Below are 21,893 nucleotides of genomic sequence, written 5' to 3' on the forward strand. Positions count from 1 at the left end.
TCACACCGAAAAACGGCCCGGCTGCCCGGGCCGTCGCTACGTCAGTTCCACAAGCCGATTTTTTCCAGCTCTTGCTTGAAGTTCTCGCGGGTGATCAGGGTGACGTCGTCCATCGCGGTGTACTTCGGTGGCTCTTTACCGGTGGTGACCCACTCGTACATCATCTCGGCGGTTTTGTAGCCTTCGATGTGCGGGCTTGGCAGCATCGAACCGAAGAAGCCACTGTTGGGCTTTTTCAGTTCGCCGATGGCGTCGGTACCGTTGATGCCGATGCCGATCACGTTGGCCGCAGCAAACCCGGCGGCTTCGGTGGCGCGCACGCCGCCGAGCACAGTGTTGTCGTTCATGCCGCCGATGATCAGGTTTTTCGCCGCGCTCGGCAGTTTCACCAGCGCCGAATTGGTGGCGTCCATACTGCCCGGCACATCGAGGGTTTTCAGCGCGGCAAACAGAATGTGGTCTTTCGGCATCCCAGCGTCTTCAAGGGATTTCACCGAACCGTCGGTGCGCTTCTTGCCGGTGTCGAGTTCGTTGTAGGTGTTGACCACCGCATAGGTGTCCTTCCAGTCCCAGTTGCGTTTTTTCGCTTCGGCAACCATCGCGTTGCCCTGCTTCTGGCCGACTTCGAATGCCGCCATGCCGAGGTACGGCACGTCTTCCATGAACTTGCCGTTGGCGTCGACGAAACGGTCGTCGACGGCAATCACTTTCAGGTCATTGAGTTTGGCTTTGGCCATGATCGCCGGGCCGAGCGATACATCCGGCGGGCAAATCACAAAGCCCTTGGCGCCGTTGGCGGCGAGGCTGTCGATGGCCGAGAGGGTTTTCTCGCCATCCGGCACGGCGATCTTGATCAGTTCAAAACCCTTGTCCTTGGCGGCTTTCTCGGCGAATGCCCACTCGGTCTGGAACCATGGTTCTTCCGCCTGTTTGACCAGGAAACCGATTTTCACGGTGTCGGCAGCGAGCAGCGCACTGCTCAGGCTGAACGCGGTAACCGCCAGGGCGGTACTGCACAGGGTACGAATCCCGAAACGACGTTTCATAAGCTGACTCCTTGTTATTTTTTTGAGCAAATTTTGAAAAGCGTTAAAGCGTGTTCCTGCAAAGCCTGTTGAAAATAGTCATATCGTATGATGATTGAATTTCAAGCGGACTCATCCGCATAAAACCCGATCAATCAGTCGTGGTACATCACCGAGCGCCCACCATCGATGGTGATGCATGACGCGTTGATGAACGGCGCTTCGTCGCTGGCCAGGAACACCGCGGTCATCGCCACTTCAAGCGGCTGGCCGATACGTTTCGGCGGGTGCAGATCAAACGCGCGCTGACGTTCAGCGTGCGGATCGGCGAAACCGTTCCAGTAATCGACGTTCAGTTGCGTTTCGATATAGCCGGGTGCGATGGCGTTCACGCGGATGCCCTTCGCGGCGTACTCGATGCCGAGGGCACGGGTCAGGCCGAGCAAACCGTGTTTGGCCACCGGGTACGGGAAGCAGCCGGGAATGATGTGGCTGGAATGGGTCGAGGCAATGTTGATGATGCTGCCGACGCCCTGCTCGATCATCTGCGGCAGCACCGCTTTGCAACCGAACCAGGCGCCATCGAGGTCGATGGCGAAGCAGCGATGCCAGTCTTCTTCGGTCATTTCCAAAGGATCACGGAAGACGTTGACCCCGGCGCAGTTGACCAGCACGTCGATGCGCCCGTGCAACTCAACGGCGCGTTTGGCCATGGCGTGCAGATCGTGCTGACGCGAGACATCCGCCTTCAGCGCCTGCACATCAGAGCCCTGGTCGCGCCAGTGCGCGGCCACCTGCTCGACCTTTTCGGCCTGAATATCGCTGATCAGCAGTTTCGCTTGCTGCGAGGCAAACGCAGCGACGATGGCTTCGCCGATGCCTTGCGCAGCACCGGTCAGCAGCACGACCTTGTTTTTCAGACGCTCGCCCTTCGGCGGTGCGGGCACCGGCGGCAGGGAAAGAGGTTCAGCCATGGAACAGGACTCCTGTTTCGCGAGCACAAAAAAACCGGGCATCTGCCGATGTCCGGTCTGGAAGGCGGTTGGAACGAAACAGGCAGGCGCGGCTGACGGCATCGAGCCGTTGCGAGACGCGGACTCCACACGGGAGTGCGATAGACATTCGCTGCATCACTTCACCTGTTTTGTTCTTTTTAAGTGTGAGTGCGTGTTACTGCTGGAGCCGACTATAAACCCGACTGCCAAATAATCTCAATATATAATTTTGCATCCCATATTTTGGGATTTAGTTTGCAAACCGTGTACAGAGTTTTCCTGCAACATCAACGCGCATCGACAGCACCGCGCCATCCAATGGATGGCTGTGCGGACTCTGGGCGCTGGTGATGAACAGGGTTTTCAGGTCTTCACCGCCGAACACACAACTGGTTGGGCGGCTGATCGGCAGGTCGATTTTGCGCTCGACTTTGCCATCCGGTGTCAGCCGCAGCAGGCAACTGCCGTCCCAGCGGGCATTCCATACATAGCCTTCGGCGTCCATCGCCGAACCGTCCGGCCCGCCCTGCTGGTCAGGGCCGTACCAGGTTTCAGCCGCACCGAGGTTGCCGTCGGTGTGAATGAAATAGCGGTGCAGCGTGCTGTCGAGGCTGTCGCCGAACAGCACTGTTGTGCCGTCATCGCTCCACAGCAGCGTGTTGGGAATCCCCAGATTACGCAGTAAGGGTGTAACGCGTTTATCCGGATCGATGCGGAACAAACCTCCGGAGCGCCGAATGATCGGCAAATCTTCCCCCTGCTCGCCGATGTTGTTTTGCATGGTGCCGAGCCACAGGCGACCTTGACCATCGCAACGCGCTTCGTTGGGGCGATTGCCTGGCTGCGGATCGGCGACGCAGAACAACGTCAGGCGTGGCTCGAGGCCGGGAGAATCGAGGTCGAGACGGTAGACGCCGCTGCTCAGGGTCACCAGTGCATCGCCGCTGGCACAGGGGATGAACGCGGAAACGTGTTCGGGCATTTGCCAGATCTGCACGTTCTGGCCAATTAGGCGCAGGGCCTGTTTGCCAGCGATGTCGACCCAGTACAACGCCTGCGTCGGTGCGTCCCAGAATGGGCCTTCGCCGAGCTGGGCGCGGTGTTGGGTCAGGGCGGTCCACGGCATATAACGGTCTCCATTGTTCTTGTTTTTACTGTAGGAGTGAGCCTGCTCGCGATCGCGGTAGACCAGTCGAAGCTACTTTGCCTGATACGACGCTATCGCGAGCAGGCTCACTCCTACAGGGGATTTTTGTGTCAGCCCGCTTTTCTGTCAGCCATGACTTTCGGGTAAAAACGTTTGATCGCCAGATCGGCGTTATCAATCAGGGTCATGCACGCCCACACACCGCGCGCAGAATCGCGGGCGGCGATGGCATCGGCCATGTCCTTGTGGATCGGCAAAGTGCGGCGCAGTTCATCCGGATCGGCCGCAGAAACTTCAAATGACACCGCGAGCAACGCGCCGAGCGCCGGGACCATTTGTTCGATGAATTGGTTGTGGCTCGCCGCAAGAATGCATTCGTGGAAGGACTGATCGGCGCGGTTGTAATCGGTGCCGCTGTCGACCGCACGCTCAAGGGCATTGTAGGCCAGTTGCACCGCTTCGATCTGCTCAAGCGTCGCGCGCTCACAGGCCCAGCGCACGGCCATCGGTTCGATGGTGCGGCGCAGGTCGAGCAAGTCATCGACAAAGTTTTCCGGCAGCCCGTTGCGCGACAGCCAACCGACCACTTGCGGATCGAACAGGTTCCAGCGCCGCACCGGCAGCACGCGCGTGCCGACTTTCGGCCCGACTTCGAGCATGCCTTTGGCGACGAGGGTTTTGATTGCTTCGCGAATTACCGTGCGGCTGACCCCGAGCTGTTCGCCCAGATCGGCCTCGACCTTGATGGTCTGCCCCGGTTTGACCTGACCTGCGGCGATCCAACTGCCCAGCCAGTCGACCGTGGATGCGTGATAGCTGCTGGACATGAACACCTCAAAGCGGATCGCGATGGGTGATCAAGCTAATCATCATATGATTAGCTGTCAACGACAAAAAAGATCGCAGCCTTCGGCAGCTCCTACAGGTGTACGCCATGTAGGAGCTGCCGAAGGCTGCGATCTTTTAAGGTTCGAGGCCGATGCGGAAGAACTCGCCGCAGCTCCACACACCCAGCCAGCGCTGACCGTCGATTTCGCGACTCACTGCCAGTTCCACCAGTTGGTAGAACACATTGCGATGAATCAGCGCTTCAAGGTTGGTACGCACATGCACGTAAGGCGCCGGCTCTTGCGTTGTCGGATCGATCTCGACGCGGATCGGATGCTCCGACCCGGCCTCGGCGGTTTCTTCAACGTTGGTGGTGAAGCGCAACAATTGCGCCTCCCCTTCGCCCTCAACCTCGACCGCAATCGCCACAAACGGCGCATCGTCGACCTTGATCCCGACCTTCTCGACCGGCGTGATCAGGAAATAATCATCACCATCGCGGCGCATGATCGTGGAGAACAACTTGACCATCGGCTTGCGCCCGATCGGCGTGCCCAGGTAATACCAGGTGCCGTCGCGGGCGATGCGCATATCGATGTCGCCGCAAAAGTCCGGGTTCCACAAGTGCACCGGCGGCAAGCCTTTGGTTTTCGGGATCTGTCCCAACAGGTCATTGGCTTTTTGCGGGCCACTCATGGCGTTCTCCTTGAATTATTGGTCGCCGACTCCCAACAGACTGCGCGCGTACTGTGCCAGCGGCGGGCCGATCAGGTCTTCGGGCTTGCTGTCGTGGAACGTCAGTAAACCGCCACGACTCTTGATCCGTGCAGTATCAATCAAATACTGGGTGCTGGTCTCGATCAACATGATCTGAATCACGCCGCCGTCAATGCCGAGACGATCCACGGCTTCCTGATCGAGCCACTCGTCAGAGTTGCCGATGCGGTCGTCAGCCTTGGCAAAACGCGTGTACAGCAGATAATGCGCGCCAGCGTCACGAGCTTCGCCCATTGCCTGATCGAGGCCTTCCGGCGCACGCGCGCGACGAACCATCGGGAAGTATTCGACGAAACCCTTGAAGGCTTCTTCGGCCACCACATTGGGGCGTGGATATGAACCACCCGGCGGGGCGAACGCACCTTGGGCGATGTAGATGAACGAGTCCGGTTGAATACGGAAGTTGTTCACCCGACGGCTGTCGCTGTGGTCCAGCAATCCTGCATCGCTCATCTGGTAGCGAGTGCCTTCGGCCATATCGCTGACAGTCATACAGCCGCCAAGCGCCAAAACGGCCAGCAGCAAAACCAGGCTACGCATCCTATTCCTCCAGAGGCCGGTGACGGAAAACCGGCGAATGGCCGTTGGATGCAGCTTTTGCGCCAGCTCGGGATCTTTGTCGAATGAAGGATGGCTTTCGCGAGCAGGCTCGCTCCCACAGGATTACGAAAAACGCTGTGGGAGCGAGCCTGCTCGGGAAAAAGAGGTATCAGCCGCCGATAATCTTCATGACTGTTGCGCCGCCAGAGAACGCCACTTCCTGCTTGTCCCCCAACGCTTTGACCAGCAAACGCTGCAGCGCCGGCAAGGCTTGATGACGCGGTTTGTCGAGCAGATCGCCGACATAGTGGCGGTTACTCGACGACAGGCAACCGTGCAGCCAACCGGTCGACGACAGGCGCAAACGCGAGCAGGTCCGGCAGAACGGCACGCTTTCGTTGGCGATCACGCCAAAGTTGCCCAGCCCAGGGATCGCATAACGCACGGCCGTGGCGTCCACAGGCGCATCGGTTTGCGCATACTCGTAGCGCTCGCCAATCAGCTCCAGCAACTGTTGCAGGCTGACGAACTGTTGCAGGAACGCATTGTTGTCCTTGGCCAGATGGCCCATGCGCATCAACTCGATGAAACGCAGTTCGTATCCGCGCGCCAGGCAGTAATCGAGCAGCGGCATCACCTGATCAAGGTTCTGCCCGCGCAATGGCACCATGTTGACCTTGATCTTCATCCCAGCGGCGCTCGCCTGATCCATGCCATCGAGCACGGTGGCCAGGTCACCGCCACGGGCAATGCTGCGGAACGCGCCGGCGTCGAGAGTATCGAGGGACACATTAATCCGACGCAGACCGGCATCCACCAGCAGCGGGAGTTTTTTCGCGAGGAGTTGACCGTTGGTCGTCAGGCTGATGTCGTCCAGGCCCATCTTGCCGACAGCCGTCATGAACGATTCGAGTTTGGGGCTGACCAGCGGCTCACCGCCAGTAATGCGCAAGCGCTCGATGCCAGCGGCTTCGATGAGATACGCCACGCCACGTGCCATGGCTTCGGCCGACAGTTCATCCTGCGCAGCTACCAACCGCTTGCCGTTAGGCACGCAATAGGTACACGCGTAATTGCAGGCTGAGGTCAGGCTGATGCGCAAATTGCGAAAACGCCTGCCTTGACGGTCAACGATCATGATCACTCCGGCGATAGAATTTCGAGCCGCTAAAACTTGACTCACAAATCAAGTTTTAGCAAGCCCTATGCCTGAGTATATTCCTGCGGTACTGCGTCATGTAGCGAAATCATGGCGCAATAAGGCAACTGAATGGTTCAGCTGCTTGGGGTTTCCGGATCGCGCTTGCGCTTGTTGCCCATACGCACGCCGATGTCCATCAGGAACTGGAAGAAACCTTCCTGATCTTCCAGCACATTGCTCCAGAACGGCGAGTGATACAGCGCGACAGCGCCGTGCACCAGGGCCCAGGCCGCGCAGTAGTGGAAGTAAGGCGGCACGTCTTCGAGCTTGCCTTCGCTGATGCGGCCCTTGATCAGCAGGGTCAGGCGTTCAAAGTTCGAGGCACGGATCTTGTGCAGCTCCTCGACCATTTCTGGCACCTGATTGCCCTTGACCACCTTTTCTTCGAGGCGGTCGAACAGGCGATAGCGCTGCGGGTCGCGCATGCGGAATTCGAAGTAGGCGCGGGACAGCGCTTCCTTGTCCTTGTCGACATCAGCCGAATGCAGCAGCTCGTTCAAATCACGCTCGTAGTCGAGCATCAGGCGCAGATAGATCTCGGCCTTGGATTTGAAGTGCTTGTAGATCGTGCCTTTGCCGATACCCACGGCATCAGCAATCATCTCGACGGTGACACTGTCTTCACCTTGATCGAGGAACAGCTTGAGCGCGGTATCGAGAATTTCTTGCTCGCGGCGACGAAACTCACGGACCTTACGAGGTTCTTTGTGCATAAGAAAAGGTCTGAAGGGTCAAAATTCGAAGCCGCGTATTATGCCTAACTTGCGCAAAAATGCACGGATCATCCGACCATATCTGTGTTTCTTGTTCGTTTTGAGAACGTTTTGGGCGCAATGAGAACTCAACTGAAGCGAACGTATTCCAAATTTGTTTAAAAACCCCGACCAGCTAACTGGACTGCGCGCCAGACTGATCAATACTTGAACTGTCGGGCGACATCTCCCCCAAGTGTCGCGCCGATAAAGGTACCAAGGGACCGCGTGCCTTTGTTTTACTCCTAATGGTCTTAACCCGGATTCACCCCCCAGAACCCGGGTTTTTTTTGCCTGCGATTTAACGCGTGGCCCAGCTACCTGCACATCACAACTGTAAGGGCTGCCGCAGGCTTCGATCTGTGGCCTTTGCCTGTCAAAATCAAGATCAAAAGATCGCAGCCTTCGGCAGCTCCTACACGGCCGATTTAACGGCGGCCAGCGGAAACAGGCGCTTGAAGTTCTCGGTGGTCTGTTCGGCAAACCGCTCGTAGTTCTCACCGCGCAACATCGCCAGGAATTCCGCCACTTCACGCACGTATTGCGGCAGATTCGGCTTGCCGCGATAAGGGATCGGCGCCAGATACGGCGAGTCGGTTTCCACCAGCAGGCGATCCGCCGGGACTTTGCTCGCGACATCACGCAACGCATCGGCATTGCGGAACGTGACGATACCCGACAAGGAAATGTAATAACCCATGTCCAGCGCAGCCTTGGCCATGTCCCAGTCTTCGGTGAAGCAATGCAGCACACCGGCCTGGGGCAACGCCGCTTCGCGCAGCAGTTCAAGGGTATCGGCGCGAGCGCCACGGGTATGGATGATCACCGGTTTGCCGGTCTGCTGCGCGGCTTGCAGGTGCAGGCGGAAAGACTCCTGCTGCAATTCGGCGGCTTCCGGCTCGTAGTGATAGTCCAGACCGGTTTCGCCGATCGCCACCACTTTCGGGTGATTAAGTTCGTGCAGCAACCAGTCCAGCGCAGGCGCCGCGCCCGGCTGTACATCCAGCGGATGCACGCCAACCGAACAATCAACGTCGTCGTAACGCTCAGCCAGCGCTTTGACGTCGGCGGCGTTATCGGCACTCACACCGATGCACAGAAAGTGCCCTACTCCGCGCTCGCGTGCCGCATCAAGTGCGGCATCCAGCGAGCCGTCATGGGCAGCGAGGTCGAGGCGATCAAGGTGACAATGGGAATCTACGAGCATAAAAAGGACGGCTACTTACATCGTATGAGTGGGACGGTCGGATTTAAGCGCTCCGGCCAGATGGGTTTCGATGCGACTGCGCGCGGTATTGTCGCCATCGTTGAACTGCACGCCGACACCGGCGGCGCGGTTACCTTGTGCACCTTTGGGAGTGATCCAGGTGACTTTGCCGGCAACCGGAATTTTCTCGGCCTCGTCCATCAGATTGAGCAGCATGAACACCTCGTCGCCCAACCTGTAGCTCTTGTTGGTCGGGATGAACAAGCCACCGTTCTTGATGAACGGCATGTAAGCGGCGTAAAGCACCGACTTGTCCTTGATGGTCAGAGACAAAATGCCGTTGCGCGGGCCCGGGCTGACAGATTCATTCATGTTGACCTCCACTGCTGATGCTCAGAGTCTAGGTACACATTCTTATCTTTGACCAGGCAATCCCGCCCATTGCACCAACAATGCTTCAAGCAACAGTGCCGGATTGAGGTTGGCCTTGCTCATGACTTTCTGGCGCTGGGCGAGAATCCAGTCCTGAATCTCGAGAACTTTGCCCTGCGCGCTTTTCTGCGCCAGATACTGCACGACTTTACGCATATCGGTCAGACCGAGACCCGCTTCATCCTGCGTCAATTGATAGCGCAGGATCAGGCTCGACCAATCACAGAACCAGTCGAACAGCCGCAGCATCGGAATGCTTTTCCATTCTTCGGCCAGTTGTGTCGGCGATTGCTGTTGCTTGAGCAACTTCTTCACGCCCTCGACCACTTGCGCGCGCTGTTCGCGCACACCCTGCGACTGCAGACTGACCGCCATCAGCGGCGATCCGGCGGCCAGCGTCAGCAGTTCGACACGTTCGTCTTCGGAGCAATCCGGCAAAGCCTGAGCCAGCCATTGCAAGCTCATCGCCTCGCCCGGCAACGGACAGGCCTGCTGTACGCAGCGGCTCTTGATCGTCGGCAGCAAACGGCTGGTCTGATGGCTGACCAACAGCAAAACCGTATCGCCGGACGGCTCTTCAAGGCTTTTCAGCAAGGCGTTGGCGGCGTTGATATTCATCGACTCGACCGGCTCGATCAGCACCACTTTGCGCCCGCCCAGTTGCGCGGTCTGCACCACGAAGCTGACCAGATCACGCACCTGATCGACCTTGATGGCCTTGTCGGCTTCTTCCGGTTCGAGGATGTAATTGTCAGGGTGACTGCCAGCCTTGAGCAGCAGGCAGGATTTGCACTCGCCGCAGGCTTCCGGCGTCGGCCGCTGGCAAAGCAGGCTCGCCATCAAACGTTCGGCCAGCGCACGCTTGCCGATGCCTGCCGGGCCGTGCAGCAGATAGGCGTGCGCGTGCTGCTTACGCCCGGCCAGTTGCTGCCAGAGACTGTCCTGCCATGGATAGGCCTCAGCCACGGGCCAGCTCCAGCAGATTCGGAATCAGGGTATCCAGCGATTGCTGTACCTTGGCCAACGGCTGACCGGCGTCAATGCGCACATAGCGCGCAGGATCGGCTTCAGCGCGTTTGAGAAACGCATTGCGCACTGCCTCGAAAAACGCCCGGCCTTCCAGCTCGAAACGATCCAGACGACCACGGGCACTGGCGCGGGCCAGGCCGATTTCCACCGGCAGATCGAAAATCAGCGTCAGGTCCGGGCGCAGATCGCCTTGCACAAAGGTTTCCAGCGTGGCGATGCGCTCGAGCGACAAGCCGCGACCGCCGCCCTGATAGGCGTAAGTCGAATCGGTGAAGCGATCGCACAGCACCACGGCACCACGCACCAGTGCCGGGCGGATCACCTCGGCCAGGTGCTGGGCGCGTGCGGCGAATACCAGCAACAATTCGGCATCCGGGGTCATGACTTCGTCAGCTGGCGCCAACAACACCTCGCGAATTCGCTCGGCCAGTGGCGTACCGCCGGGCTCACGGGTCAACACCACCTCGATACCGGCGGCGCGCAGGCGCTCGGCGAGGTATTCGCGGTTGGTGCTTTTGCCGGCGCCTTCCGGGCCTTCCAGCGTAATAAACAAGCCAGTCACAGGCAGTCCTTAATCAAAGTCATTGCGTGTTTTGTGGGGCGGCGGCTTCCGGTGCCGGGGTCGGCGCAGGCTCCTGAGCTGGAACCTGCGGCAACGCTTCCGGCGCCGTATCCGGTGATGCACCTGGAAGCGCTTCTTCCGTCGCCGGGGCCGCTTCAGGCGTCACCGCAGGCGCCGGGCTGGAACGATAATCCGCGCGGCGCTTGAGCTGATACTCACGCACCGCATTGTTATGCGCATCCAGATCGTCAGAGAAGACATGGCTGCCGTCGCCACGGGCAACGAAATACAGGCTGGTACCTTCGACCGGATTCAGCGCCGCATGAATCGCTTCACGCCCGACCATCGCAATCGGTGTCGGCGGCAGGCCGGGAATCACATATGTGTTATACGCCGTCGGCTCTTTCAAGTGCGCACGGGTCAACTTGCCGGTGTAGCGATCGCCCAGGCCATAGATGACTGTCGGATCGGTCTGCAACTGCATGCCCAAGGCCATTCGACGCACGAAGACGCCAGCAATCTGCCCGCGCTCCTGGGGTACGCCGGTCTCTTTCTCGACCAGCGAGGCCATGATCAGCGCTTGATAAGGCTCGGTGTACGGCACATCGGCAGAACGGCTTGCCCACTCTTTCGCCAGGACTTCGTCGAGGCGATCAAAGGCTTTCTTCAGCAACTCGGCATCAGACATGCCACGCACGAAGCGGTAGGTATCGGGGAAGAAACGGCCTTCCGGGAACAGACCTTTATGGCCAATCTTCGCCATGACGTCGCTGTCGCTCAAACCGTTCAGGGTCTGTTCGATTTTCTCGTCCTTGGCCAATGCGGCGCGCACTTGATGGAAGTTCCAGCCTTCCACCAGGGTCAGGCTGTACTGAACCACGTCGCCACGTTTCCACGAGTCGATCAGACCGTTGACGGTCATGCCCGGCTGCATGCGGTATTCGCCGCTGTGGATCGGTGTACCCGCGAGATTGAAGCGCCAATAGACCCGCAACCAGAACGCGTCCTTGATGACGCCATCGGTTTCGAGTCCAAGAAAAGTACGGGTCGGTGTCGAGCCTTTCGGCACGTCCAGCAGTTCTTCCTGCGTGATGTTCAGGGGCTGTTCCAGCGCGGAGTGAATCATCCAGGCGCTGGCGCCCAGCAACAGCCCTGCCAGAACCAGTCCGGTTTCCAGCAGCAGCAAAAGTTTACGTCTCACTAATCAGGCATCCAGTAGGGCGCGGGCAATGGTTTGCAGTTTACGGGTGAGCGGGCCAACCGGCCAGCTCAGTGCAGCGTAGGCGCGTACAGGCCAGACGCCATAAACGCTGTTGCAGAGAAACACTTCATCGGCCCATTGCAGCTGTTCGAGGCTGATGTCGGCGATTTGTATGGGGATGGCCAAAGACTCGGCCTGAAACAATATTTCGGCACGCATCACGCCGGCAACGCCGCAGCGCTTCAAGTCCGGCGTGATCAACACACCGTCGCGCACCAGAAACACATTGCTGAACACTCCTTCGATGACTCGACCGGCCTGATCAAGCATCAAGCCTTCGGCGTGCTCGCTGTCCTGCCATTCGGCGCGGGCGAGCACCTGTTCAAGGCGATTGAGGTGTTTGAGTCCGGCGAGTAACGGCTGTTTGGCCAGGCGCGTGCTGCACGGGAACAGGCGCACGCCCTGCTCGGCATGAACAGCAGGATAAGCAGCAGGAGGATTGCCTTGCAGAATGCGTCGACCCGGTGCGGCAGGGTCGGGCGCATAACCGCGCAAGCCGTCGCCACGGGTGAGGATAAGCTTGAGCACGCCCTCGCCCATCGCTGCCGCATAACTCAGCAGCTCTTGGCGAATCAGCTCGATATCGGCCGCGATGGCCAGACGTGAACAACCATCGGCCAATCGCCTCAGGTGTCGATCCAGCAGGATCGGCTGACCATTGCGCACAGCGATGGTCTCGAACAGACCATCGCCGTAAGCCAGGCCGCGATCTTTCAGCGACAGACTGTCAGCCGGTTGACCGTCGACCCAGCAGTCCATCAGCCTGCGAACCGACGGAACGCCAGGGTGCCGTTGGTGCCGCCAAAACCGAAGGAGTTGGACAGCACGACATCGATGTCCATGTTGCGCGCGGTGTGCGGCACAAAATCGAGATCGCAGCCTTCGTCCGGCTCTTCGAGGTTGATGGTCGGTGGCGCCACCTGGCTGTTGATCGCCAGCACGCTGAAGATTGCTTCCACCGCGCCCGCCGCGCCCAGCAGGTGACCGGTCATCGACTTGGTCGAGCTGACTGCCAGTTTGTAGGCGTGTTCACCGAACACCGACTTGATCGCATTGGCTTCGGCAAGGTCGCCGGCCGGGGTCGAGGTACCGTGGGCATTGATGTACTGCACTTGATCGACGTTGATCTTCGCGTCGCGCAGCGCGTTGGTGATGCAGCGCGCTGCACCGGCGCCGTCGGCCGGTGGCGAGGTCATGTGGAACGCATCGCCGCTGGTGCCGAAACCGATCAGTTCGGCATAAATGGTCGCACCGCGTGCCTTGGCATGTTCCAGTTCTTCAAGAACCAGTGCACCGGCACCGTCGGACAGCACGAAACCGTCACGGCCCTTGTCCCATGGACGACTGGCGCGAGTCGGCTCATCGTTGCGCGTCGACAGCGCACGGGACGCGCCGAAGCCGCCCATGCCCAGACCGCACGCGGCCATTTCAGCACCACCGGCAATCATCACGTCGGCTTCGTCGTACATGATGTTGCGCGCCGCCATGCCGATGCAGTGCGTACCGGTGGTGCATGCAGTGGCGATGGCGTAGTTAGGTCCCTGTGCGCCCAGATGGATGGACAGGAAACCGGAAATCATATTGATGATCGAGCCTGGCACGAAGAATGGAGAGATTCGACGCGGGCCCGTCTCATGCAGAGTACGGCTGGTTTCTTCGATGTTGGTCAGACCGCCGATACCCGAACCCATGGCCACGCCAATGCGTTCACGGTTGGCGTCGGTTACTTCGAGCCCTGCATTGCGCACGGCTTGAAAGCCGGCAGCGAGACCGTACTGAATGAACAGGTCGAGCTTGCGCGCTTCCTTGACCGACAGGTATTCCTCGACATTGAAGCCCTTTACCGAGCCGCCAAAGCGGGTGGAATAGGCAGAAAGGTCGGTGTGTTCGATCAGACCAATGCCACTGCGGCCAGCCAGAATGCCCTGCCAACTGCTCGGCACATCCGTGCCCAGTGGCGACAACATACCCATACCGGTGACTACGACGCGTCTACGCGACACAGCACTCTCCTTTTTCAAATGACGACGACTTTGCATCAGGCCTAAAGAAAAAACCGCACGCCATGATGGCAGTGCGGTTTTTCCATGACAGCAAACAACGATTACAAACTATTACGCCTGGTGGCTAGTAACGTAGTCGATTGCAGCTTGTACAGTAGTGATCTTCTCAGCTTCTTCGTCAGGGATTTCGGTCTCGAATTCCTCTTCCAGAGCCATCACCAGCTCAACGGTGTCAAGGGAGTCGGCACCCAGGTCTTCTACGAAGGAAGCAGTGTTGACCACTTCTTCTTCTTTAACACCCAGTTGCTCGGCAACGATTTTCTTGACGCGCTCTTCGATGGTGCTCATACCTTGTTTTCACTCCTAATGGACAAATTCAGGCAGCTGGCCAGTGGGTAAGTGTATAGAAAGACTTTTCAGCTTTTCAACTGAAAGCTTCACTCCTCAAACCCTGCGGCCCTCTGCCTATAAATAGATTGCAGCTTTATAACGGATTTTAGACAGCTCGTATGACATTTTTTTGAAGCAATCCGTCACATTTTACTTACATGTACATCCCACCGTTCACCGGGATTGTAGCCCCAGTGACGTATGCCGCACCGTCGGATGCAAGAAAAGCGACCACAGACGCGATCTCTTGAGCTTGTCCCAGACGACCCAGCGGAATCTGCGTCTGCAAGGCTTCACGCTGTGCTTCAGGCAGCTCGCGCGTCATATCGGTGTCGATAAACCCTGGGGTTACCGAGTTGACCGTAATCGAACGCGAACCGACTTCACGCGCCATTGCACGGCTGAAACCTTCCAGACCGGCCTTGGCGGCTGCATAGTTTACTTGGCCAGCGTTGCCCATGGCACCCACCACCGAGCCAATACTGATAATTCGGCCCCAACGCGCCTTGGTCATGCCACGTAGAACGCCCTTGGACAGGCGATACAGACTGTTCAGGTTGGTATCGATCACGTCGTACCACTCGTCGTCTTTCATGCGCATCATCAGGTTGTCGCGGGTAATGCCGGCATTATTGACCAGAATCGCCACTGGCGCACCAAACTGCTCCTGGATGCCTGCCAGCACGGCGCTGACCGATTCATCGCTGGTGACGTTGAGTTCGAAACCTGCGCCCTGAATACCATTTTCCTTCAGGGTCGCAGCAATGCGCTCAGCGCCCGAAGCGGAAGTCGCGGTGCCGATAACGATGGCGCCCTGACGACCCAGCTCCAGTGCGATGGCCTGGCCAATGCCGCGGCTTGCACCGGTGACCAGTGCAACTTTACCTTGCAGACTCATGCAAGTTTCTCCTGATTCAGGCTTGCGCTGCACGAGCGGCAGCGAAAGCGTCTGGGGTATTGAGGTTGGAAGTCGCCACGCCTTCGGCGCAACGTTTGTTCAGACCGGCCAGGACTTTGCCCGGGCCGCATTCGACCAGACTGGTCGCGCCTTTGGCGGCCAGAGTCTGTACCGACTCGACCCAGCGCACTGGCTTGTACAGTTGTTCGAGCAGATCACGCTTGAGGGTTTCCAGATCGGCCGGCACTTGTGCGCTGACGTTCTGTACCACCGGGATCTGCGGCGCCTGCCAGTCGATGGCCGCGATGGATTCGGCAAAACGCTCGGCAGCCGGACGCATCAGCTCGCAGTGCGACGGCACGCTCACTGGCAACGGCATGGCGCGCTTGGCACCGCGCGCCTTGCAGCCTTCGATGGCACGCTCAACGGCTGCCTTGGCACCGGCAATGACCACTTGGCCCGGCGAGTTGAAGTTGACCGCGCTGACCACTTCGCCTTGCGCAGCTTCCGCGCAGGCTGCCAGCACGTCAGCATCTTCAAGACCGAGAATGGCAGCCATGCCGCCCTGCCCGGCCGGAACCGCTTCCTGCATCAGTTGACCACGGCGCTCAACGAGCTTGACCGCGTCAGCCAGTGTCAGGCTGCCAGCCGCGACCAGTGCGCTGTATTCACCCAGGCTGTGACCGGCAACGAATGCCGGACGCGCACCACCTTCCGCCAGCCACAGACGCCACAGGGCGATCGATGCGGTCAGAATGGCCGGTTGGGTTTTATCGGTTTGATTGAGCAGCTCTTCCGGGCCCTGCTGGGTCAATGCCCACAGGTCATAGCCCAGAGCCGCAGAGGCTTCTTTGAAAGTTTCGAGGATCAACGGATATTCCGCGCCCAGCTCGGCCAGCATGCCGAGGGACTGCGAACCCTGTCCTGGAAAGACGAATGCGAGGGAAGCAGACATGTAACAAGCCCCTAATGATCTTGTCGTCGGAAAATGACGCCCCCGCTTGGGGACGCAAGAAACTGACAGTTGGATGGCCCTTTGAACCGGGCGGTCACATTTAAGCATTGTCCGACGAAAACGCCTAAGACAACAGATCCTCCAGACGACCGTGAAGGCGCTCGGGCAAGTTCTCCTGGATCTCGATCAGCGCGCGCTGAATCGCGCTCTGAAAGCCCTGAACCCCGGCCGAACCGTGACTTTTCACAACGATGCCCTGCAACCCGAGAAAGCTTGCGCCATTATGTCGCGCCGGCGCCAGGTCAGCTTGCAGGCGCTTCATCAGCGGCAACGCCAAGGCCCCGACCGCACGTGAGGCAAAATTCTTTTTGAACAAGGCCTCGATGCGCGCCGCAATCATCGTCGCCAGACCTTCGCTGGACTTGAGCAGGATGTTGCCGACAAAACCGTCGCAAACCACGACATCCGCCTCACCACGATACAAGCCATCACCTTCAATGAAGCCGATGTAATTGATACCGCGAGCAGCCTGTAACAACGTCGCCGCGAGTTTGACCTGCTGATTGCCCTTGATATCTTCGGTGCCGATGTTCAGCAGCGCCACGCGCGGACGATTGATCCCCAGCGTCTGCGCTGCCACCGAGCCCATCACCGCAAATTGCAGCAAGTGTTCGGCGCTGCAATCGACATTGGCGCCCAGATCGAGCAACTGGCAAAAACCTTTCTGCGTCGGAATCGCAGCCACCATCGCTGGGCGATCAATGCCCGGCAGCGTCTTCAGGACAAATCGCGACAGCGCCATCAACGCACCGGTATTACCGGCGCTGACACAGGCCTGAGCCTTGCCATCACGCACCAGTTCCAGGGCGACACGCATCGACGAGTCCGGCTTGCCACGCAAGGCCTGGGTCGGCTTTTCGTCCATGGTGATGACTTCGCTGGCCGCAACAATCGTCAGGCGCGCGCGATCGGCAGCCGACTGGCCGTGGATCAGATCTTCAAGAAGGGAGGGTTGACCGACGAGGGTCAGGTGCAGCGAGGGTGTAGCAGACAGACAAGCGAGGCTCGCCTGAACAATGCTGCGGGGACCGAAGTCCCCGCCCATTGCGTCAATCGCGATGACTTGAGCGGACAAGTGATTACTCGTCAGCGCCCTTGTCGATCACTTTACGGCCACGGTATACGCCTTCTGGCGATACGTGGTGACGCAGGTGAACTTCACCAGTGGTTTTTTCTACAGACAGGGTGCTAGCCTCGAGAGCGTCGTGCGAACGGCGCATGTCACGGGCAGAGCGGGATTTTTTGTTCTGCTGAACAGCCATAATTGATTAACTCCTAAACGTTTGGGTCACGCTTTAACTGCGCCAATACACTGAACGGGTTGGACCGCGTTGACTCGTCCTCGCTCGGTTCGGGCTCATCGAGACCCGCCGGCTGCTGGCATTCTTCCGGATGATGAGCAGGCACAATGGGCAAGGCGAGCAAAAGCTCCTCCTCGATCAGTGACTGCAGATCCAATGGATCTTCGCCCAGTTCCAGCACGTCATAACCTTTCGGCAACGACTGGGTATTCGCACCCTCTTTCACCACAGCATAACTGCATTCGCTGTGGATCGGCAGGGTGACCAGCTCAAGACAACGCTGGCAAACCATTTTGACTTCGGTGTCGATAAAGCTGTGGATTACCACAGATTTACGTTCATCTCGTTCAAAAACGAATTTCGCCTGCACCGTACCGACATCGTCGGAAAGCGGGTCGCAGAGTCTCTTCAAATCGGCTAGCAGCAATTCACCTTGAAGGGTGGTGCCACGATCAGCCAATTTGCGCGGGTCAACGTGAGGTGGAATCGGGTCATTCAACATAGGCGCAGCATTATAGGGATGCACCCACCCATGTCAAAGGAAATTGTGCCCTGTCCGTCACTTGCGTGCCTCCGCTAGAATTCGCACCTGCCTCAGGAGATGCGAATGCTGCCTTTATTACTCGCTTCAAGCTCGACCTATCGTCGGGAATTGCTCGCCCGCCTGCACCTGCCGTTCGTCTGCAGCTCGCCGGATATCGATGAAAGTCATCGCCCGGGCGAGTCAGCCAGCGAACTGGTCAAGCGCCTCGCCGAGCAAAAAGCCCGGGCACTGGCCGACAGCCATCCCGCTCATCTGATTATCGGCTCGGATCAGGTAGCCGTCCTCGGCGAACAGATTATCGGCAAGCCGCATACCTTCGAGAAGGCTCGCGAACAACTGATGGCCGCCAGTGGCGCCAGCGTGACATTCCTGACCGGTCTGGCGCTGCTCAACAGCCAGACCGGCGAATGCCAGGTCGATTGCGTGCCGTTCACCGTGCACATGCGCCAGCTCGACCAGGCGCGCATCGAGCGCTATCTGCGCATCGAGCAGCCATATGACTGTGCTGGCAGCTTCAAGGCCGAAGGGTTGGGGGTAAGCTTGTTTCAGTCTACTGAAGGGCCGGACGCGACCAGCCTGATCGGCCTGCCATTGATTCGGCTGATTGACATGCTGTTGGTGGAAGGCGTGCAGATTCCTTAAAAGCAAAAGATCGCAGCCTTCGGCAGCTCCTACAGGATTCATGTCATCACAAAAACGCGATCGGACATGAAACGTGTAGGAGCTGCCGCAGGCTGCGATCTTTTGATCTTTACAACGAATCAGCGCAACGAAGGCCCGTGGAAACCCATCCACATCGCCAATTGCTCAGCCACGCTGGCACCCAGCTTCTTCGAGAAGCGATCGAACGGTGACTCCTGCACAGTGAAGTCGACCAGTTCTTTCTCGCCAATCACATCACGCGCGACCGAACTGGCATTGCCCAGACCATCGATCAAGCCCAGCGGCAGCGCCTGCTCGCCCGACCAGACCAATCCAGAGAACAGTTCCGGATGATCCTTGTCCTTCAGACGATCGCCACGCCCCTGCTTGACGCTGTTGATGAACTGCTTGTGCGTCGTGTCGAGCACGCCCTGCCAGAACGCCGTTTCTTCAGGCTTCTGCGGCTGGAACGGATCGAGGAACGACTTGTGCTCGCCCGAGGTGTAGGTGCGGCGCTCAACACCCAGCTTCTCCATGGTGCCAACAAAGCCGTATCCGGCCGCCGTCACACCAATCGAACCGACCAGACTCGCCTTGTCGGCGTAGATCTGGTCCGCCGCACTGGCGATGTAATAGGCACCGGAGGCGCCGAGATCGGAAATCACCGCATACAGCTTGATCTCGGGGTGCAGGCCGCGCAGGCGCTTGATCTCGTCGTAGACGTAACCCGACTGCACCGGACTGCCGCCAGGGCTGTTGATGCGCAGAATGACGCCCTTGACCTTCTTGTCCTCGAACGCCGCCCGCAAGCTACCAACAATGTTGTCGGCGCTGGCCGGCTCTTTGTCGGCGATCATGCCGGTGACGTCGATCAGCGCGGTGTAGTTCGGACCGCGCGTGGCGCTCTTTTCCATGTCCATCAGCGGCGTAAACAGGATCAATGCCACGAACAGATAAACAAAGGTCAAGAGCTTGAAGAAAATCCCCCAACGCCGCGAACGACGCTGCTCCTGGACGCCCGCGAGGAGGGTCTTTTCCAATAGCTTCCAGCTTTTCTCGTCACCGCCCTCGGCACTTGCCTTGGCCGGTGCTTTCCATTCGTCGGTCATGCCATCCACCCCAGCAAAAACGTATTAAGCCTGCTGCCCCAGCCAGGCATGCAATTCGGAAAAACGGTCGATCGACAGGCGCGGCTCGAACTGTTGCAGGGATTCGATCGATTGCGCGCCATAACTGACCGCCACCGAATCCATCCCCGCGTTACGCGCCATCAGCAGATCAAAGGACGAATCGCCAACCATCAGCGCCTGCTCGGCGCGCACGCCGCAATGCGCAAGGATCTGCTCAAGCATCAGAGGGTGCGGCTTGCTGGCAGTTTCATCGGCGGCGCGAGTGATATCGAAATAATCTTCCCAGCCATTGGCCTTGAGCACCCGATCCAGGCCGCGACGATTCTTGCCGGTGGCGACAGCCAGGTGATAGCCCTGCTCACGAAACGACGCCATCGACTCGACTACGCCTTCGAACAACGGCGAAGGCACGGCCTCAGCGGCGATATAGTGATCAGCGTAATACTCGCGAAACAAGGTCATTTCGGCGTCGCTGATTTCGGGATACAGCGTGCGAATCGCCTCGGGCAAGCCGAGGCCGATGATGCCCTTGACGGCAAAATCATCGCGCAACTCGAAACCGGAACGCCCGGACGCCGAGTGCATCGCCTCGACGATCCGGTGAATGGAGTCAGCCAGCGTGCCGTCCCAATCGAAAATCAGCAGCTTGTAATCAGATGGGCGCACTCAATCGCTCCACGGTCTTGGCCCACATTTCATCGACCGGCGCCTGCAAGGTCAGCTTGCCGCCATCGGGCAGCGGCACGGTCAGCATGTAAGCGTGCAGGAACAGGCGCTTGCCGCCCAGATCGCGGATTTCCTTGGTGAAATCCTCATCGCCGTACTTGCTGTCGCCAGCAATGCAATGACCAGCATGCAAGGTGTGCACGCGAATCTGGTGGGTACGACCGGTCACCGGTTTAGCCTCGACCATGGTGGCAAAATCGCCGAAGCGGCGCAGCACTTTGAACAGGGTCAAGGCTTCTTTGCCTTCTTCGTTGACTTCAACCATGCGCTCGCCGGAACGCAGATTGCTCTTGAGCAATGGCGCGCTGACTTTCTTGATCGAAGTCGCCCAGTTGCCGCGAACCAGCGCCATGTAGCGCTTGTCGACGCCATCGCCGCGCAATTGCTCGTGCAAGTGGCGCAGCATGCTGCGCTTTTTGGCGATCATCAGCAGGCCGGAGGTGTCGCGGTCGAGACGGTGCACCAGCTCCAGCTCTTTGGTATCGGGACGCAACTGACGAAAGGCTTCGATCACGCCGAAATTCAGGCCGCTGCCACCGTGAACCGCAATGCCGGCGGGCTTGTTGATCACGATCAGGGCTTTGTCTTCGAAAACAATCGAGGCTTCCAGGCGCTGCAACAGGCCTTGAGCCAGTGGCACCGGCTCGTCACGCTCAGGCACGCGAACCGGCGGCACGCGCACGATATCACCGGCCTGCAGCTTGTATTCGGGCTTGATCCGACCTTTGTTCACGCGCACTTCGCCTTTGCGCAAAATGCGGTAAATCAAGGTCTTGGGCACGCCTTTGAGCCGGGCGAGGAGAAAGTTGTCGATTCGTTGGCCGGCATACTCCGGCGAGACTTCAAGCAATTGAACGCCTGGAGTCGAAGGGGCAGTAGTTGTCATGCCGCGGATGATAACAATTTTTATGGAATTGAAGCACTTAATCATTGCTGCTATAGTCGCGAACGCCGCCAAAAGCGGCCTGGACAGCGGAACCACGGTCAAAAACCGGCCCTGACCAACGCAATTCACCAGGACGCGAGGCCGTCCTACGGGGCTTTCGCTACGTAACGGTGGAGTTTGCAGTTGTAACAAGCGCAGGTGACATGAGGCCTGAATTACACCGCCGAGCAGAGTTTTTACTCGCCTGGCAGGCACACATTCAAGGCCAGTTCACAAAGTGCAGTCAGCTGCAGATGACCCCGAGCGAATGCTTCGGAAACAACGCCTGAATTAGCCATGATGCGTGACTTCCCCTTTCGGAGCTCACGGTAAATGCCAACCCGCTGCGGATTCTGCGCGCGGCAGCACCCGAATTATCAGGGATACGTGTAGGGTGGAGATGCACAACCGCCGGACTGTGTAGCAATAGGCTTTATCAAGACGCTTCATCTCGTCCACAGCCGCTGGTTGATTCCTCCTCCTGACTGAGTGCTTAAGTAGCCACAGCAAGCAGGACGCGTACGTCGCTATATCGGCCCAATTGGCCGCATATCGCTGGACAC

At 58.7% G+C, this 21,893-nt stretch carries 25 protein-coding genes; 1 reads left to right on the plus strand and 24 read right to left on the minus strand.

Annotated features, from left to right (window positions below; genetic code table 11):
* Positions 1 to 41: 41 nt before the first annotated feature.
* From CQ009_RS07095 to CQ009_RS07205, 21 genes are all read right to left on the minus strand, one after another.
* Positions 42 to 1,046, minus strand: coding sequence for a substrate-binding domain-containing protein (locus tag CQ009_RS07095; RefSeq protein ID WP_064120360.1), 1,005 nt, complete (start codon positions 1,044 to 1,046; stop codon positions 42 to 44).
* A 134-nt stretch (positions 1,047 to 1,180) separates the two neighbouring features.
* Positions 1,181 to 1,999, minus strand: a complete 819-nt coding sequence (locus CQ009_RS07100) for an SDR family oxidoreductase (RefSeq protein ID WP_105705284.1) — start codon at positions 1,997 to 1,999, stop codon at positions 1,181 to 1,183.
* A 271-nt stretch (positions 2,000 to 2,270) separates the two neighbouring features.
* The gene (locus CQ009_RS07110; protein ID WP_105705286.1) at positions 2,271 to 3,146 is read right to left on the minus strand and encodes an SMP-30/gluconolactonase/LRE family protein; all 876 of its coding nucleotides are present in this window, start codon (positions 3,144 to 3,146) and stop codon (positions 2,271 to 2,273) included.
* A gap of 131 nt (positions 3,147 to 3,277) precedes the next feature.
* On the minus strand, positions 3,278 to 3,994 hold the full coding sequence (locus CQ009_RS07120) for a FadR/GntR family transcriptional regulator (RefSeq protein WP_064391498.1): 717 nt from the start codon (positions 3,992 to 3,994) through the stop codon (positions 3,278 to 3,280).
* A 136-nt stretch (positions 3,995 to 4,130) separates the two neighbouring features.
* Complete coding sequence (locus tag CQ009_RS07125; RefSeq protein ID WP_105705288.1) at positions 4,131 to 4,691, minus strand: DUF1285 domain-containing protein; 561 nt, start codon at positions 4,689 to 4,691, stop codon at positions 4,131 to 4,133.
* Between the two features lie 15 nt (positions 4,692 to 4,706).
* On the minus strand, positions 4,707 to 5,312 hold the full coding sequence (locus tag CQ009_RS07130; protein WP_064120365.1) for a DUF4823 domain-containing protein: 606 nt from the start codon (positions 5,310 to 5,312) through the stop codon (positions 4,707 to 4,709).
* A gap of 169 nt (positions 5,313 to 5,481) precedes the next feature.
* Positions 5,482 to 6,450: a GTP 3',8-cyclase MoaA gene (locus tag CQ009_RS07135; RefSeq protein ID WP_064391500.1), complete on the minus strand. Its 969-nt coding sequence runs from the start codon at positions 6,448 to 6,450 to the stop codon at positions 5,482 to 5,484.
* A gap of 137 nt (positions 6,451 to 6,587) precedes the next feature.
* Positions 6,588 to 7,226: a TetR/AcrR family transcriptional regulator gene (locus tag CQ009_RS07140; protein WP_016986022.1), complete on the minus strand. Its 639-nt coding sequence runs from the start codon at positions 7,224 to 7,226 to the stop codon at positions 6,588 to 6,590.
* Positions 7,227 to 7,680: 454 nt separating this feature from the next.
* Positions 7,681 to 8,472: a TatD family hydrolase gene (locus tag CQ009_RS07145; RefSeq protein WP_105705290.1), complete on the minus strand. Its 792-nt coding sequence runs from the start codon at positions 8,470 to 8,472 to the stop codon at positions 7,681 to 7,683.
* 15 nt (positions 8,473 to 8,487) lie between these two features.
* Entirely contained in the window at positions 8,488 to 8,844 is a 357-nt protein-coding gene (locus CQ009_RS07150; RefSeq protein ID WP_064391502.1) for a PilZ domain-containing protein, read from the minus strand.
* Positions 8,845 to 8,886: 42 nt separating this feature from the next.
* Entirely contained in the window at positions 8,887 to 9,870 is a 984-nt protein-coding gene (locus CQ009_RS07155; protein WP_095048608.1) for a DNA polymerase III subunit delta', read from the minus strand.
* Positions 9,863 to 10,495, minus strand: coding sequence for a dTMP kinase (tmk, locus tag CQ009_RS07160; RefSeq protein WP_064391504.1), 633 nt, complete (start codon positions 10,493 to 10,495; stop codon positions 9,863 to 9,865). The genes CQ009_RS07155 and tmk overlap by 8 nt, the downstream gene beginning before the upstream one ends.
* Positions 10,496 to 10,514: 19 nt before the next feature.
* On the minus strand, positions 10,515 to 11,696 hold the full coding sequence (gene mltG, locus CQ009_RS07165) for an endolytic transglycosylase MltG (RefSeq protein WP_105705292.1): 1,182 nt from the start codon (positions 11,694 to 11,696) through the stop codon (positions 10,515 to 10,517).
* 3 nt (positions 11,697 to 11,699) lie between these two features.
* The gene (gene pabC, locus CQ009_RS07170; protein WP_105705294.1) at positions 11,700 to 12,515 is read right to left on the minus strand and encodes an aminodeoxychorismate lyase; all 816 of its coding nucleotides are present in this window, start codon (positions 12,513 to 12,515) and stop codon (positions 11,700 to 11,702) included.
* Entirely contained in the window at positions 12,515 to 13,759 is a 1,245-nt protein-coding gene (gene fabF, locus CQ009_RS07175) for a beta-ketoacyl-ACP synthase II (protein WP_064391507.1), read from the minus strand. The genes pabC and fabF overlap by 1 nt, the downstream gene beginning before the upstream one ends.
* A gap of 111 nt (positions 13,760 to 13,870) precedes the next feature.
* Positions 13,871 to 14,107: an acyl carrier protein gene (acpP, locus tag CQ009_RS07180; RefSeq protein ID WP_003175607.1), complete on the minus strand. Its 237-nt coding sequence runs from the start codon at positions 14,105 to 14,107 to the stop codon at positions 13,871 to 13,873.
* 196 nt (positions 14,108 to 14,303) lie between these two features.
* A complete protein-coding gene (gene fabG, locus CQ009_RS07185; RefSeq protein ID WP_034155354.1) occupies positions 14,304 to 15,047 on the minus strand; it encodes a 3-oxoacyl-ACP reductase FabG in 744 nt (247 codons plus the stop codon).
* Positions 15,048 to 15,063: 16 nt separating this feature from the next.
* Entirely contained in the window at positions 15,064 to 16,002 is a 939-nt protein-coding gene (gene fabD, locus CQ009_RS07190) for an ACP S-malonyltransferase (protein ID WP_105705297.1), read from the minus strand.
* Between the two features lie 124 nt (positions 16,003 to 16,126).
* A complete protein-coding gene (plsX, locus tag CQ009_RS07195) occupies positions 16,127 to 17,137 on the minus strand; it encodes a phosphate acyltransferase PlsX (RefSeq protein WP_105705299.1) in 1,011 nt (336 codons plus the stop codon).
* 4 nt (positions 17,138 to 17,141) lie between these two features.
* A complete protein-coding gene (rpmF, locus tag CQ009_RS07200; protein ID WP_003179396.1) occupies positions 17,142 to 17,324 on the minus strand; it encodes a 50S ribosomal protein L32 in 183 nt (60 codons plus the stop codon).
* Positions 17,325 to 17,337: 13 nt separating this feature from the next.
* Positions 17,338 to 17,865: a YceD family protein gene (locus CQ009_RS07205; RefSeq protein WP_008086273.1), complete on the minus strand. Its 528-nt coding sequence runs from the start codon at positions 17,863 to 17,865 to the stop codon at positions 17,338 to 17,340.
* Positions 17,866 to 17,970: 105 nt separating this feature from the next.
* Here CQ009_RS07205 and CQ009_RS07210 point away from each other — a divergent pair, with 105 nt between their 5' ends.
* Positions 17,971 to 18,549: a nucleoside triphosphate pyrophosphatase gene (locus CQ009_RS07210; RefSeq protein WP_105705301.1), complete on the plus strand. Its 579-nt coding sequence runs from the start codon at positions 17,971 to 17,973 to the stop codon at positions 18,547 to 18,549.
* Between the two features lie 119 nt (positions 18,550 to 18,668).
* On the opposite strand, the gene CQ009_RS07215 is transcribed toward CQ009_RS07210, so the two are convergent.
* From CQ009_RS07215 to rluC, 3 genes are read right to left on the minus strand one after another with little or no spacing between them, the layout of a single operon-like run.
* The gene (locus tag CQ009_RS07215; protein ID WP_064391510.1) at positions 18,669 to 19,658 is read right to left on the minus strand and encodes a S49 family peptidase; all 990 of its coding nucleotides are present in this window, start codon (positions 19,656 to 19,658) and stop codon (positions 18,669 to 18,671) included.
* Between the two features lie 24 nt (positions 19,659 to 19,682).
* On the minus strand, positions 19,683 to 20,345 hold the full coding sequence (locus tag CQ009_RS07220) for an HAD-IA family hydrolase (RefSeq protein ID WP_064391511.1): 663 nt from the start codon (positions 20,343 to 20,345) through the stop codon (positions 19,683 to 19,685).
* Entirely contained in the window at positions 20,332 to 21,291 is a 960-nt protein-coding gene (gene rluC, locus CQ009_RS07225; protein ID WP_064391512.1) for a 23S rRNA pseudouridine(955/2504/2580) synthase RluC, read from the minus strand. The genes CQ009_RS07220 and rluC overlap by 14 nt, the downstream gene beginning before the upstream one ends.
* Positions 21,292 to 21,893 lie beyond the last annotated feature (602 nt).

Origin of the sequence: Pseudomonas sp. MYb2 (assembly GCF_002979955.1) — a bacterium.
Classification (GTDB): domain Bacteria; phylum Pseudomonadota; class Gammaproteobacteria; order Pseudomonadales; family Pseudomonadaceae; genus Aquipseudomonas.